The sequence below is a fragment of the Marinobacterium sedimentorum genome (genome assembly GCF_024267675.1).
Taxonomy (GTDB): Bacteria; Pseudomonadota; Gammaproteobacteria; order Pseudomonadales; family Balneatricaceae; genus Marinobacterium_A; species Marinobacterium_A sedimentorum.
In genome coordinates this window covers 62,560-76,467 of the sequence record NZ_JALDYX010000023.1, presented here as the reverse complement: position 1 = coordinate 76,467, position 13,908 = coordinate 62,560, and the positions used below count along the sequence as shown (strand labels likewise).

General features: G+C 58.6%; 14 protein-coding genes. 4 read left to right on the top strand and 10 right to left on the bottom strand.

All coding sequences use genetic code 11. The annotated features are described in order from the left end of the window. Positions 1-248: 248 nt before the first annotated feature. The 7 genes from MRS74_RS17155 to ccoN all read right to left on the bottom strand — a co-directional run bounded on the left by MRS74_RS17155 (position 249) and on the right by ccoN (position 8,223). Positions 249-2,765: a heavy metal translocating P-type ATPase gene (locus MRS74_RS17155; protein WP_254581502.1), complete on the bottom strand. Its 2,517-nt coding sequence runs from the start codon at positions 2,763-2,765 to the stop codon at positions 249-251. 11 nt (positions 2,766-2,776) lie between these two features. Continuing rightward, positions 2,777-3,295 carry a FixH family protein gene (locus MRS74_RS17150; protein ID WP_254581501.1) on the bottom strand — a complete coding sequence of 173 codons (519 nt, stop codon included), beginning with the start codon at positions 3,293-3,295 and terminating at the stop codon, positions 2,777-2,779. A 121-nt stretch (positions 3,296-3,416) separates the two neighbouring features. Further along, positions 3,417-4,838 (bottom strand): cytochrome c oxidase accessory protein CcoG, encoded by a 1,422-nt coding sequence (ccoG, locus tag MRS74_RS17145; protein WP_254581500.1) that lies wholly within the window; start codon positions 4,836-4,838, stop codon positions 3,417-3,419. Positions 4,839-5,072: 234 nt separating this feature from the next. Then, positions 5,073-5,966, bottom strand: coding sequence for a cytochrome-c oxidase, cbb3-type subunit III (gene ccoP, locus MRS74_RS17140; protein WP_254581499.1), 894 nt, complete (start codon positions 5,964-5,966; stop codon positions 5,073-5,075). Beyond that, on the bottom strand, positions 5,963-6,145 hold the full coding sequence (locus MRS74_RS17135) for a cbb3-type cytochrome oxidase subunit 3 (RefSeq protein ID WP_254581498.1): 183 nt from the start codon (positions 6,143-6,145) through the stop codon (positions 5,963-5,965). Before MRS74_RS17135 ends, ccoP begins: the two co-directional genes overlap by 4 nt. A 5-nt stretch (positions 6,146-6,150) precedes the next feature. After that, positions 6,151-6,771, bottom strand: a complete 621-nt coding sequence (gene ccoO / locus MRS74_RS17130) for a cytochrome-c oxidase, cbb3-type subunit II (RefSeq protein ID WP_254581497.1) — start codon at positions 6,769-6,771, stop codon at positions 6,151-6,153. Positions 6,772-6,792: 21 nt separating this feature from the next. Continuing rightward, on the bottom strand, positions 6,793-8,223 hold the full coding sequence (ccoN, locus tag MRS74_RS17125) for a cytochrome-c oxidase, cbb3-type subunit I (protein ID WP_254581496.1): 1,431 nt from the start codon (positions 8,221-8,223) through the stop codon (positions 6,793-6,795). A gap of 354 nt (positions 8,224-8,577) precedes the next feature. Between ccoN and MRS74_RS17120 the strand changes: the two genes are divergently transcribed. Next, positions 8,578-9,180 (top strand): alpha/beta family hydrolase, encoded by a 603-nt coding sequence (locus tag MRS74_RS17120; RefSeq protein WP_254581495.1) that lies wholly within the window; start codon positions 8,578-8,580, stop codon positions 9,178-9,180. 53 nt (positions 9,181-9,233) lie between these two features. On the opposite strand, the gene MRS74_RS17115 is transcribed toward MRS74_RS17120, so the two are convergent. Next, positions 9,234-9,515, bottom strand: coding sequence for an antibiotic biosynthesis monooxygenase family protein (locus tag MRS74_RS17115; protein WP_254581494.1), 282 nt, complete (start codon positions 9,513-9,515; stop codon positions 9,234-9,236). Between the two features lie 141 nt (positions 9,516-9,656). On the opposite strand from MRS74_RS17115, the gene tusA reads away from it, so the two are divergent. The 3 genes from tusA (at position 9,657) to trxC (ending at position 11,126) form a co-directional block, all read left to right on the top strand. Then, entirely contained in the window at positions 9,657-9,899 is a 243-nt protein-coding gene (gene tusA, locus MRS74_RS17110) for a sulfurtransferase TusA (protein WP_254581493.1), read from the top strand. Positions 9,900-9,904: 5 nt separating this feature from the next. Then, complete coding sequence (locus MRS74_RS17105; protein WP_254581492.1) at positions 9,905-10,495, top strand: ProQ/FINO family protein; 591 nt, start codon at positions 9,905-9,907, stop codon at positions 10,493-10,495. Positions 10,496-10,688: 193 nt separating this feature from the next. After that, positions 10,689-11,126: a thioredoxin TrxC gene (gene trxC, locus MRS74_RS17100; RefSeq protein ID WP_254581491.1), complete on the top strand. Its 438-nt coding sequence runs from the start codon at positions 10,689-10,691 to the stop codon at positions 11,124-11,126. 103 nt (positions 11,127-11,229) lie between these two features. Here the strand turns inward: trxC and MRS74_RS17095 are convergent, their stop codons facing one another. Together MRS74_RS17095 and MRS74_RS17090 are read right to left on the bottom strand one after the other, a co-directional pair. Beyond that, positions 11,230-13,182 (bottom strand): bifunctional diguanylate cyclase/phosphodiesterase, encoded by a 1,953-nt coding sequence (locus MRS74_RS17095; protein ID WP_254581490.1) that lies wholly within the window; start codon positions 13,180-13,182, stop codon positions 11,230-11,232. A 15-nt stretch (positions 13,183-13,197) separates the two neighbouring features. Then, positions 13,198-13,821 (bottom strand): transglutaminase-like cysteine peptidase, encoded by a 624-nt coding sequence (locus MRS74_RS17090; protein ID WP_438362346.1) that lies wholly within the window; start codon positions 13,819-13,821, stop codon positions 13,198-13,200. Positions 13,822-13,908 lie beyond the last annotated feature (87 nt).

Genomic DNA, 13,908 nt, shown 5'->3' with positions numbered 1-13,908 from the left:
AGAGTCGCAGGGCATTACCTACTACCACGAGCGAACTGGCGGACATGCCGATGGCGGCGCAACTATAAGGAGTGGTGCTATGAATCCGCCATCCAGTCACGGTTAGCCCTCTGTCTTTGGCGCTTGCGAGGTGGGCCTGCGCACGCGCCCTGAGAGTCGCAGAGCATTGCCTACTACCACGAGCGAACTGGTGGCCATGCCGATGGCGGCGCAACTATAAGGAGTGGGGCCAAAAGCCGCTCGTACTGTCAATGTCGATTCTCAGGTTGTATTGCTTTTGCGGTGGTGGCTGGCCTGCGCACGCGCCCTGAGAGTCGCAGGGCATTACCTACTACCACGAGCGAACTGGCGGACATGCCGATGGCCGCCATATAGGGCGCCACCAAGCCACTGGCGGCGAGTGGCAGTGCCAGCAGATTGTACAGCAGTGCCCAGGCGAGGTTCTGGCGAATAATACTGCGTGCCTTGCGTGCCAGCAGAATGCCATCCACCAGGCGGTTGAGATCGCCGGACATCAGCACCGCATCGGCGCAGGTTTTGGCCAGGTCTGTGGCGGCGCCCATGGCAATAGATGTCTGGGCGCCGGCCAGTACCGGAATATCGTTGATACCATCGCCGACCATGACCACCTGGGCGCCACTGCGCTGAAGGGCGTTTATGTGGGCCAGTTTGCGCTCGGGCGACATGCCGCCATGAACGCGGTTGATGCCAAGACTCTGACTGACGTGCTGCACTGCAGCTGAGCTGTCGCCGGAGAGCATCTCAACCTGCAGGCCGAGCGCTCGCAGGGAACGGATGCACTCAAGCGCCTGGGGTCTGAGCTGGTCATCAAGGCCAAACCAGGCCAGGGGCCCTTCGGTGCTGCACAGCAGCAGCCATTGGCTCTGGTTGTCAGGCTGGGTCGGACTGGGCGCTTGCGGACAGAGCGCTGCGGCAAAGTCCGCCGTGCCAATACGATAGGTTTCGCCATCGATCCTGCCCTCAAGCCCCAGCCCAATATGGGACTCCAGCATCTCGGCGGGTCTGTCGATATAGGGGTGGAAGGCCTTGGCGATGGGGTGTTCGGAGTGGGCTTCAAGAGCGGCGGCCAGGCGCAGTGCTTGATCGCGCGTGGCGCCGATGCAGGTGACACTGTGCAGGCTCAGGTTGCCCTGGGTCAGGGTGCCCGTCTTGTCGAATACGATATGAGTGGCGCGGGCGAGGCTTTCGAGTACATGGCCCCGGGTGATCAGCAGACCGTGCTGACGCAGTGTGCCGGTGGCGGTCGTCAGGGCCGTGGGGGTGGCCAGGGAAAGGGCGCAGGGGCAGGTGACGACCAGTACCGCCAGGGTAATCCAGAATGCATTGGCAGGGTCGAGCTGCCACCAGACCAGCCCGACCAGGCTTGCAGTGATCAGTACCGCGGCAACGAAATAGCTGGAAATGCGATCGGCCAGTCGGGCGGTGGCGGGCTTTTCGCTCTGGGCGCGATCCAGCAGACGGACGATGGCGGAGAGCTGGGTATCGCCCCCTACCTGGCTGATTTCCAGCTCGATGGGGTTCTCGACATTGAGGGTACCACCGACGACGCTGTCGCCCTCGCCGTGGCGAATCGGCAGGTACTCGCCGGTCAGGGCCGATTCGTCGATGGAGGAGTGGCCGCGCCGGATAATGCCGTCGGCCGGCAGGCTCTGGCCCGGCTTTACCAGAACCCGGTCGCCGACCCTGAGTTCGCTGGCCGGAACCAGCAACTCTTCGCCGTCGATGAGGCGAAGGGCGCTGTTGGGCAGCAGGTTAAGCAGGGCATTGCCGGCGCGCCCGGTGCGGTGACGCGCCTGCATTTCCAGATAGCGGCCGATAAGCAGGAAGAAGGTGAACATGGTGACCGAGTCGAAATAGACCTCGCCACTGCGGGTCAGTGTGGCCCAGACGCTGGCGCTATAGGCGCCCAATACGGCGATGGAGACAGGTACGTCCATGCTCAGGTGGCGACTTCGCAGGTCGCGCAGCGCCGCCTGATAAAACGGCAAGGCTGCGTAAAGGGCGACGGGTGTGGCCACGACCAGGCTGGCCCAGCGGATAAAGCTGACAAGCTGCGGTTCCATGTCCTGCAGGGCGCCGGCATAGAGGGCAATGGCGTACATCATCACCTGCATCATGCCGACCCCGGCGACACCCAGTCGTCTGATGGCGCGCTTCTTCTCCCGTTCGAGCAGTTGCTCTTCCTTGTCGGGGTGGTAGGGGTGACCCTGGTAGCCGATGCGGTAAATCTGCCCCAGCAGCAGGCTCAGGCTGGTGCTTGCCGTATCCCAGCACAGGCGCATGCGGTGATTGCTCAGATTTACGCTGACCCGCAATACGCCGGGCTGGCGTTGCAGGTGATGTTCCAGCAGCCAGGTACAGGCGGCGCAGGTTATTCCTTCGATGACCAGGCTGGCTTCTCGGCTGCCGTCGTCCAGGGTCGAGACGAAGGCTTGCTGCATGCTGGGCAGATCATAGAGTGCCAGCTCCTGGATCAGTACGTCGGGCAGGCTGCGGCCGGCAATATCAGCGCCGCCCGGGGTGCCGCTGCGATGGCGATAGTAGCCGTCCAGCCCGCTGTCGACGATGGTCTGGGCCACGGCCAGGCAGCCGGGGCAGCAGAGTTGGCGCGCCTCGCCGTCGATCTGGATCACATAGCGGACACCGGAAGGGACGTCGAGGCCGCAGTGAAAGCAGCTCTGCGCATGCTCTGCGGTACTGCCTTGAGAGGAACCGATGTTCACTGCGCTGGAGGGAGTCGTCATGCTACCAGGGATCAGCGTGCCGATGACAGCTGGATGCGCAGCGGGTCATAAGGTGGCTCGACTTCGGTACGCAGGTTCCAGCTGTTGTCCGGGGGAACTACAACAACAAAATGCTTGCTGACACTCAGTGTGGCCTGCAGGCTGCCGGTAAAGCGTGTGCTGCCGGGAATACGGCGCAGCTGTATGTTCTGGTCGTATTTCTGGTGGATCGGGTGGACAATTTCCAGCGTCAGCCGGTTCAGGTCGTCGGCCACCTTGCCATGCAGAGTCAGGCCGATGTCGCCGGTAATGTCGTCGAGCAGCAGCTCAGCGCTGAGATTCAGAGCCGCAGCCTGGAGGGCTGGCCTGTCGTCGATTTCCAGGCCTTTGGCGACCTTGTAGTAGTCATCTTTCACAATCCCGTCTGCAGAGACGATCGACAGGTAGAGGAAGGTGCTGCCAGAGAAAACGGAGGCAATTACCGGGGCCAGGATAAACCAGAGCCAGGGCTGTTTATACCAGGGCGCGATGGCAGTATTGTCGTGTTTCATGATGATCCTTAAAACGCGCTGAAGCGGAGCTTGGCGAACAGGCGTCTGCCTGCGCCGCTATTCTAACCGAAAACCCCAGGGCCTGCTGCTGCGACAAATTGCCCCGGGGGAGATTCAGTGCCTAACGACTTGGGACGGGCCCCAGGAAGCGGCTTTCGGCATCCAGGCTGATGGATGCGTCATCCAGCGCTCTGACGTGGAAGCTGATGGTGTAGTTGGAGCGCTGCACAATGGCAGGGTCCGCCTGCAGGCGCAGTGCAACCTCGGCCAGTTCACCGGCGGCTATATTCAGCTCGGTATCGGTTACCAGTTCCAGTCCGTCGAGGCCGCTGACGCTGATCTCAAACCGGTGGTCCTTTTGTCCTTTGTTGGCGAGTTTAAGCGTATAGCTGTTTTCCAGCTTGCCATCGGAAGTCTGGGTGAACAGCGGGCCGCGATCGCGCAAGACGTCAACCTCCAGCGGAATGCGGGTGGCAATGGTGTAGGCAAAGGCCGCGAGCATGGCCGCCAGGACCAGGGCATAAGCAATCAGGCGTGGGCGCAGCAGGTGGGTTTGTTTGCCTTCCAGGGCATGCTCGGTGGTGTAGCGTATCAGGCCCGGCTCGTAGCCCATGCGTCCCATGACATCGTCACAGGCATCGATACAGGCGCCACAGGCCACGCATTCGTACTGCAAGCCGTCGCGGATATCGATACCCACCGGGCAGACGTGTACGCAGTTGCCGCAGTCGATGCAGTCACCCAGGCCTTCGGCTTTGTAGTCGATTCCCTTTTTGCGCTTGCCGCGGTGTTCGCCACGTTTCTCGTCGTAGGAGATGACCAGGGTGTCCTGGTCGAACATTACGCTCTGGAAGCGAGCATAGGGGCACATGTAAATGCACACCTGCTCGCGCAGCCAGCCAGCGTTGCCGTAGGTTGCCAGCAGGAAAAAGCCCAGCCACCAGGTTTCCCAGGGGCCCAGATTCCAGCTCAGCACGTTGGGTATCAATTCGCGAATGGGGCTGAAGTAGCCGACAAAGGCAATGGCCGTGGCGCCGGCGATCAGCAGCCAGAGGATATGTTTGGCGGCTTTGCGGGTGGCTTTTTCCGATGTCCAGGGGGCCTTGTCGCGCTTCATGCGCTGGTTGCGGTCACCCTCACAGATACGTTCGGCCCAGATGAAAAACCAGGTCCAGACGAACTGCGGGCAGGAATAACCGCACCACAGGCGTCCTGCAACCGCAGTGACGAGGAAGAGCACGAAGGACAGAATGATCAGCAAGAAGGACAGCAGCATGAAATCCTGCGGCCAGAAGGTCATGCCAAATACGTAAAATTGACGGTTGGGAAGGTCGAACAGTACCGCCTGGTGGCCATCCCACTGCAGCCATGAAAAACCAAAATAAGCGGCCAGCATGAGAAAGCCCGAGATTATGCGCAGGTTGCGGAACAGTCCCTTGTAGAACTTGACGTAAATATGTTCGCGCTTGGCGTATAGGTCGTAGGTTTCGACCTTGGTCTGACTGCTTTTGGGGGTGACGTCTTTGACCGGAATCTGCTTCATGCCTTTACTCTTCGTGTAGCGCGGTATTGGCCTGCCGATAGGATGAGTGTCAGCAGCTTAGTCGAGCTTGTGTCGCGACTGTTGATAGTCTGTTTAGAGAGTCTGTCCGCTGTGCCCCGGTGGGCGGATCACAGTGGGCAGAGTCCGTATCCAGTATAGGGGCCCAGTACAGGGGCCCATAAAAAAGACGATATGATCTGCATCATATCGTCTTGATCACCGGCCCGCAGTCTGTCAGTTGTGGGACAGGCTGTAGACGTATGCGGCAATCAGGTGGATCTTGTCATCGCTGAGAAGATCCTTGTGTGCCGGCATCATGCCTGCGCGACCGGTGCGAATCGTGTGTGTCACCGCTTCGAAACTGCCGCCATAGAGCCATATGTCGTCGGTCAGGTTGGGCGCGCCCAGAGCCTGGGTGCCTTTGGCGTCCTGGCCGTGACAGGCGGTGCACAGGGCCTGGAACTGGGTTGCGCCACGCTGGGCAGCATCCGGATCCACTTCGCGGCCGCTGAGGCTCAGCACATAGCTGGCCACATCACGTACGCCTTCTTCACCAAGCACCGGGCCCCAGGGCGGCATGCCGCCGTTGCGACCGTTGGTGATGGTCTGTTTGATGGTGGCAGGCGCCCCGCCGTACAGCCAGTCATCGTCGGTCAGGTTGGGGAAGCCGTAAGCACCCGTACCCGCTGCACCATGGCAAAGCGTACAGTTGTTGGCGAACATGCGCTGGCCCATCTGCAGGCCGGACTTGTTTTCCTCGGTCTGCAGGTCTTCGATCGACAGGGCAGCGTACTTGGCAAATACCGGCTTATAGACTTCTTCAGCATGCTGCAGCTCTTCTTCCCACTGGCCAGTGGATGTCCAGCCGAGCAGGCCCTTGAAGTTACCCAGGCCCGGATAGAGCGCCAGGTACACCAGACCGAAGATGATGGTTGCAACGAACAGCTGAAACCACCAGCGCGGCAGAGGATTGTCGTATTCCTCTATGCCGTCGTATACGTGACCGACTGTGGTGTCCGTGGACTCCTTGAAAGTCTCGCTTTTGCGAGTCTGGAACAGCAGCCAGGTGCAGCCAAAAATCACTGCCAGGGTAATCACCGTTACCCATGCGCCCCAAAAAGAACTCATTTTTCCATTCTCCCGTTATCGGCCTTGGCATCCGATTGCTTCTCTTCGTCATCGAAGGGAAGGTTAGCGGCATCATCAAATCCCTTCTTGTTCTTGGGGTGTAGCACCCACACAAACAAGGCGATGAAGGTGATGAGCATGATCACCGGTATAAAAGGGCCATAGACGTCGTAGCTCACGTCACTTACCGCTTGTTGCTGTATTCGGAGTGCGTTTTACCGAGCGCCTGAAGATAGGCGACCAGCGCATCAATCTCGTACTTGCCGCTCACCGCTTCCTGGGCATCTTCAATCTGCTCGTCGGTGTAAGGTACACCCAGCTTGCGCAAGACTGTCAGTTTGGCGGCAGTGTCGGACCCACTGATACGATTCTCGAACAGCCACGGGAATGACGGCATGATCGATTGCGGAACTACGTCGCGTGGGTTGTACAGGTGTGCACGATGCCAGTCGTCGGAATAGCGTCCGCCAACACGGTCAAGGTCCGGCCCGGTACGTTTGGAGCCCCACAGGAAGGGGTGTTCCCAGACGTCTTCGTTGGCAGTGGAGTAGTGACCGTAACGCTCTGTTTCGGCCCGGAAGGGACGAATCATCTGTGTGTGGCAGACGTGGCAGCCTTCGCGGATGTAGATGTCGCGGCCTTCATTTTCCAGCGCGGTGTACGGGCGCATGCCCTGTATCGGCTGGGTGGTCGAGGTCGAGAAAAATAGCGGTACGATTTCCGCCAGGCCACCACCGCTGATCACAAGAATGATCAGCAGTACCATCAGGCCAATATTTTTTTCAATTGTTTCGTGTTTGATCATTGCGAAAAGCTCCTATCGGCCTCAGACGGTCTGTGCGGCCGAATCGACACGCGGCGCACGGCTGCCCTTGCGCACGGTCTGCCAGGTGTTGAAGGCCATCAGCAGCATGCCGGTCAGGAAGAAGGCGCCGCCCAGCCAGCGAACGAAGTAACCCGGGTGGCTTGCAGCCAGGGCTTCTACGAAGCTGTACGTCAGGGTGCCGTCTTCGTTGACTGCGCGCCACATCAGACCCTGCAGGATGCCGTTAACCCACATCGCGCAGATGTACAGAACGGTACCGATGGTAGCGAGCCAGAAGTGCGCATTGATCAGCGGGACCGAGTACATCTGGGTCTTGCCCCACAGGCGCGGAATCATGTGGTAGGTCGAACCGATGGAGATCATGGCAACCCAGCCGAGCGCGCCAGCGTGTACGTGGCCAACGGTCCAGTCGGTGTAGTGGGACAGCGCGTTCACTGTCTTGATCGCCATCATTGGGCCTTCGAAGGTGGACATGCCGTAGAACGACAGGGAGACCACCAGGAAGCGCAATACCGGGTCTGTGCGCAGCTTGTGCCAGGCGCCGGACAGGGTCATCATGCCGTTGATCATGCCGCCCCAGGAGGGTGCCAGCAGGATAAGGGACATGACCATGGCCACGGACTGAGTCCAGTCAGGCAGCGCCGTGTAATGCAGGTGGTGACCACCGGCCCAGATATAGGTCGCAATCAGCGCCCAGAAGTGGACGATCGACAGGCGGTAGGAGTAGATCGGGCGTTCGGCCTGCTTGGGTACGAAGTAGTACATCATGCCCAGGAAACCGGCGGTCAGGAAGAAGCCTACCGCATTGTGGCCGTACCACCACTGCACCATGGCATCGACGGTGCCAGGATACACAGAGTAGGACTTGAACAGCGAAACCGGGATCACCAGGCTGTTGACGATATGCAGCACCGCCACTGTGATGATAAACGCCATGAAGAACCAGTTACCCACATAGATGTGAGAGGTTTTGCGGATCTTGACGGTGCCCAGGAAGACGATCGCGTAGCTGATCCAGACCAATGCAATCAGAATGTCGATTGGCCACTCGAGTTCGGCGTACTCCTTGGTGGACGTCAGTCCCATGGGCAAGGTAATAATTGCCGCAACAATTACCGCCTGCCAACCCCAAAAGGTAAACTTGGCAAGAGTGTCAGAGAATAACCGTACCTGACACGTACGCTGAACCACATAGTAGGATGTGGCAAAGAGGGCAGAACCACCAAACGCAAATATAACCGCGTTAGTGTGTAAAGGACGAATACGTCCAAAAGACAACCAGGGCGTATCAAAATTCAGTGCAGGCCAGACCAGCTGGGCTGCAATAAATACCCCAATGGCCATACCGACGATACCCCATACCACCGTCATGATGGCAAACTGTCGTACCACCCTGTAGTTGTATGTCGGGTGTTCAGTTGCTGTGCTCATGTCAGGCTCTCATCAACAAGCTAGTGAAAAGGAAAACGTTCCGGCGGCAATTATCTGGGAACGCATCTTTGTTTACAATGCGAAGCCTTGGCTGGATGCGGTACATTGTCGCACCCAAACTCCGCGCCAGAATTGTACTCGATTTCGTCGCTTTGCGAACCGTTAATATTTAACGCTTTGAAAGATATTGAGAATTTTTTCGTCAAAAAGTCGTAACCAGGACGGTAAAAGCCGTGAATTGATAGTCTTTTAGGCTATTTGTGCTTCCAGGTAGCGGGTCTAAAGTCGTATATATCAGTGCTTTGCTTGACCTGAATCAAGAAGTTCCAGGCTGGGTGATTAATGGGAGATGCAATGTTTATAACGGATGGGCAGCCCCGCAAGGGCCGCATTTTATTTGCCCACGGTGCCGGTGCGCCCATGGATTCAGATTTCATGCAGGCGGCGGCGCAGGGGCTTGCTGGCTGCGGCTATCAAGTGGTTCGGTTTGAATTTCCCTATATGCAGGCCAGGCGTGAAGATGGTCGGCGGCGCCCGCCCAGTCGCATGCCGCAGCTGCTTGAGCATTTTCGTGGCCGCATTGATGAGCTTGATGATGGCGTGCCGCTGTGGTTGGCTGGCAAGTCCATGGGAGGGCGGGTCGCCACCATGCTGCTGGAGGATGCGCCTGACTATGTACGTGGTGCGCTGGTGTTCGGCTATCCGTTTTACGCGGCCAAGAAGCCGCAGCAAGCGCGCATTGATCATCTGGCCGAGCTGTCTTTACCGGTACACATTTTTCAGGGCACGCGGGATGCGCTGGGCAATCGGGAGGCGGTGGAGGCCTACCCGTTGTCGGCGCAGGTGCAAGTGCACTGGCTTGACGATGGGGATCACGACCTGAAACCAAGAAAGGCATCCGGCCTCACCCAGGATCAGCACCTGGGCGCAGTCTTTGCCACGGTTGCCGGGCTCTGATCCTTTTTGCTAAAAGCGCCAATCACTGAATGCCATGCTGGCTGCCGTGCCGGTCAATGTTCGAGCACGGTGATTTTTTCCTCGCTGATGAGCATCGGGTTTATCACCGCCATGGCTTCCTGGCGCTGGTCTGAGCGCGCCCAGCGTTGCCAGTCCTGAATGGTACGGTACGTGGCCAGCACTACACGATGGTTGGGGTTCTGGGTGTCGTGCAGGGCTTCGCCGGAGATAAACCCGTGGGCCTGCATGGCCTCGGTCAGTGTTGCCCGCGCGGCTTTTTCATAGTGATCGGCAAGGTCGTCGGCGATATCCCGCTCAATTAGGACGCGAATCATGATATTGCTCCTAGTCTGGTAGTGATGTGAGGAGTCTAGTTTAAGCGTAATGACTTTCCGTCCAATCGCAATGTCTCTGTGGCTTTCTCTGTGCAGCCATATTTGCGACAATGGCCGCGTTCGAGATTAACTGGTGAGTAAATGGGCAATATAAAACCTGATCAGGTGATGGATGCCTGCGGACTCTTCTGTCCGGAGCCGGTCATGCTGCTGCATAACCGGGTACGCGAGCTGCAGGCGGGGCAGGTCCTCGAAGTCGTCGCTACGGATCCGTCCACGCAGCGTGATATCCCCAAATTCTGTACCTTTCTGGGGCACGAGCTGCTGGCTCAGAAGGTGGAAAACGAGCAGTACCGATACCTGATACGCAAGGGAGCCGGCTGAGCCCGATGAATGACAATGTAAATGCAGTAATTGAGCAGACCGAGCAGTTGCTTGGCGAGCTGGATCAAATGCTCGAACAGCGCGAACAGGTTCGCGTCGATACCCTGAAGCAACAGTCCGAGAGCGTAACCGTGAACGACGTGGCAAGCACCGAAAATACTGCAAACACCGAAAATACCAAGTCCCGATCCAAGAACCGGGTCGCAAACCAGGCCGCTCTCAAGCTGCTGATGGAAACGTACCCCAAGGCGTTTAGCCGTACCGAGGTACGCCCACTCAAAATTGGTATTCAGGAAGATCTGCTGGCGGATGAAAAGATCGCCAAGAACAAGATCAAGCGGGCGCTGGCATCCTACGTGCGTACCCTGTCTTACTACCGCAGCCTGCAGGCTGGCAATGCCCGTATCGATCTGGCGGGTGAAGCCTGCGGTGAAGTCTCCGAGCAGGAAGCCGAACACGCCAAAGGCAAGTTGAAGGAAATTAGCCGCCAGCGGCGTGAGCGCGAGCAGCAGCAGCGCAAGGCGCAGGCAGAAAAGGAAAAATCTGATCGCCTGAGCAACAAGCTCGAGCAGCTGGTCAACCTCAAGGGCCGATAGGCAGCGCAGGTTTGCGGGCAGTCAGGTTCATCCTGGCTGCTTGTCCTGCCCGCTAATGCTGCAGTCTTGATTCTGTAAGCTGTCCGCGCCCCGATTTTGCTTTTGCTTTTGCTTTTGCTTTTGCTTTTGCTTTTGAATTTTTTGCGATGGCGAGTCTGTCTTTCCCTGCTTTTCTCAGTCTGGATCCCGAACCGTGTCTGAATCCCTCAATATCTGTTGTCCCCATTGTCTGGTTAGCAACCGTGTGCCGGCCCAGCGTCTGACCCAGGGACCGCGCTGCGGTCGTTGCAAGCAGGCATTGTTTGCGGGCAAGCCGGTAGAGGTTGATAGCCTGGCGGCCTTTGATCGTCTGAGCGGGCAGAGTGATATTCCCGTGGTGGTGGATTTTTGGGCGTCCTGGTGTGGCCCCTGCAAGATGATGGCGCCGGTGTTTGCCGCAACTGCGGCAAAGCTGGAACCGCAGTTTCGCTTTGCCAAGGTGGAAACGGAAAAGTTGCCTGATCTGGCGCAGCGTTTTGCCATTCGCAGCATACCGACACTGCTGGTGCTCAAAGGGGGGCGGGAAGTAGCCCGTCAGGCCGGCGCCATGGATGCCGGCAGTCTCGAGCGCTGGTTAGGCACATTCGGCTAAGCACGCGTTCTGTGTCATGCACATAAAAACGCCGCTGCATCTGCAGCGGCGTTTTTATGTATTCACCTTTTTACCTTTCGCTTGTCTCCTGCTTCCCGTCCTTTTACTCAAGCGTCTTGGGTGCGCCGTGCAGGTAGCCCTGGGTGGCATCTATCTTCAGGCGTAGCAGCTGAGTCAGCTGGCTGGTGCGCTCGACGCGCTCGGCGTAGGCGGCAATGTCCAGGCTGTGGGCCACGCTGACCAGGCTGCTGACGAAGAACTGGTCCTGGGCATTGCTGTCGATATCGTGCAGCAGGGAGCCATCGATCTTGATGTAGTCCGGCTGCAGCGTATAGAGATAGCCAAAGCCGCTGGGGTGTACGCCGAAGTTGTCGACCCCAAAGTGGCATCCAAGCGTGCGCAGTGCATTGCGCAAACCTTCGATGCCCGCCAGGTTGTTGAGTACCGAGGATTCATTCAGCTCGACGCACAGGCGTGCACGCTCGTTCAGTGTGGTCAGACGCTCCAGCAGCCACTGGCGAAAGCCTGGATCGGAAACGGATTCGGTTGACAGGTTGATGGCCAGGGCGGTGTCCGACGGGCTTTGCTGCAGGTAGTGCAGGGCGTGATTGACGACGGCACGGTCCATGTCGGTCATCAGGCCCAGTTCGCGTACCACGCTGATAAAGTCACCGGCGCTGCAGGGGCTGTTGTCGCGATTGAGGATACGGGCGAAGACTTCCTGGTGCAGTTGACGCTCGTCGGCGCTAATGACCGGCTGTGCCTGCAGGAATATCTGTTGATTTTCTATGGCGGCGGAGACGTGTTCGTGCCAGCTTTCGTCAATCGGCTGCGGATCACCGGGTGCCTGGAACTGATGCACACGCCTGCTGTTCTCGTCCTGCTGGGCCTTTTCGATGGCCACGCGGGCATTGGACTGCAGCTGGGCTGCGCCTGTCTGGTCATTGCCAAGGGCGATGCCGATACATACCGGTGCTTTGGTCTGAGCCTCGGATTGACGCAGCTGCTGGTAGTCCTGATCAATGCTGCTCAAAAGGCCGTTGGCGATGCGTTGTAGCTGATCCGGTGCCGGCAGTTTCAGCAGCAGTGCAAAGTCGGCACCACTGAGGCGGCCCATGACGTGATCGCCGGCGTGGATGCCGGTGGTGTTGAGTTGCTCGGCCAGCAGACGGATGAAGTTGTCGGTCTTTTCGGCCCCCAGGCTCTGGTTGAGCGCCTGCAGGTTATCGATGTGCACATAGAGCAGGGCGCAGGGGCCGAAGTCCTGGCGGTAGTCCAGACGTTCGCCCAGCTGAGCCCGGGTGGCGCGGGGGTTGGGCAGGCCGGTGAGATCGTCGCGGTACGCCTGGCGGCGCAGTTCCTCGATATTCTGACTCTGCTCTTCGAACATCTGGTGAACCTGACGTACCATCTGGTTCATGGCTTCGACGACGCGGCGCAGTTCCCGCGTTTTGGGAATGCGCGGTTGCTCAATGTACTGCTTGCGTGTCAGGGCAATGGCCTGGTCCTCCACGCCTTTGAGAGGGCGCAGAATCATCCGCAACACCAGGCCTATGGCCAATGTCGATACCAGGGCGAGGAACAGGAACCAGACCAGAGTCTCTTTGGCCACGCGCCAGTATGCCTGGTAGGCGTAGCCAGGGTGGCCCTGCACAAATATGGTGCCGGTCTTGGCCCAGTTGTAGGTGACTTCGCGGGTCATGGCCGGTGGCGTGAGGGTGACCAGGTCAACGAACCACTGCGGCACGGTGTTGCCAATCACAGGCGCGGTTGATTTGCTGAACAGCATGTCGCCATCGGCGGTGACCACATCGATGCGCTGATAAAAGCCGCTGTCGAAGATGGCATTGATGGTGGTTTCCACCGTGGCTGCATCCCGGCTGGCAATATAAGGCGCCAGGTAAAGTCCCAGATGGGTCGCGGTATCCAGAGCGTGGGATTCCAGCTGGTTCGTCAGCATTCGCTTGGAGCTGTCCGAGGCAATATAGATCGTGCCGCCGGCAAGTCCCATCATTGCCACCAGGATGGCGGCTATCAACTGGTTTACGAGTGACATGCTATCTTCCTGTGTCTACTTGTCATGTTGTTCATTGATCCTCGACTGCAGCTGAACCCAGGGCTTGAGCCGATCCGAGGCGCCCACCAGATCCGCCCGACGGCCTTTCTTGGTCAGCCAGAGGTTGTCACCATTGAAACTGTATACGTGCAGCAGGTCCGGGCGCTGATTGGCGGGTTTTATGTCGGGAATCAGGTTGTCCAGTACCAGGGGGATGTCGCTGGGCTGCGGGTAGTAGGTTAGCACCATGTGGGCCTGGTTCAGTTCCAGTGCCTTGACGTAGGCGATGCTCATCTTTTCGATCGGCACGCCGAGTTCACGCAGGGTGTAGTACTTGGCGATGGAGAAGTCTTCGCAGTCGCCGCCGTTACTGACCAGAAACTCCACCGGAGTGGCCCAGTAGTCGGCTTTTTTCCAGTGGACTATGTCGTCGAGAAAGCGCACCTGGTTGAAGAAGCGGTTCACTTCGCGCAGTTTGGTGGTTTCGTCGGCGTCGGCCAGATCTGTGAGCAGGCGTTGCCAGGCGGCAAGGCGGCGTCGGGCGGGTTCACCGTAGGTCTGGCCGAGCTGATTGATCCTGGCCTGACTGAGGCGAATGCCATTGTCGTCGTCGGCCACAAGGACAAGGCTGGCAGCGATGGCCAGAACCAGCAGAAAGGGCAGCAGCGTGCGAAATACAGTCCTGTGTATCAGTAGATCCTGCTGGGAGTGTCGCTGCGTTAGCAC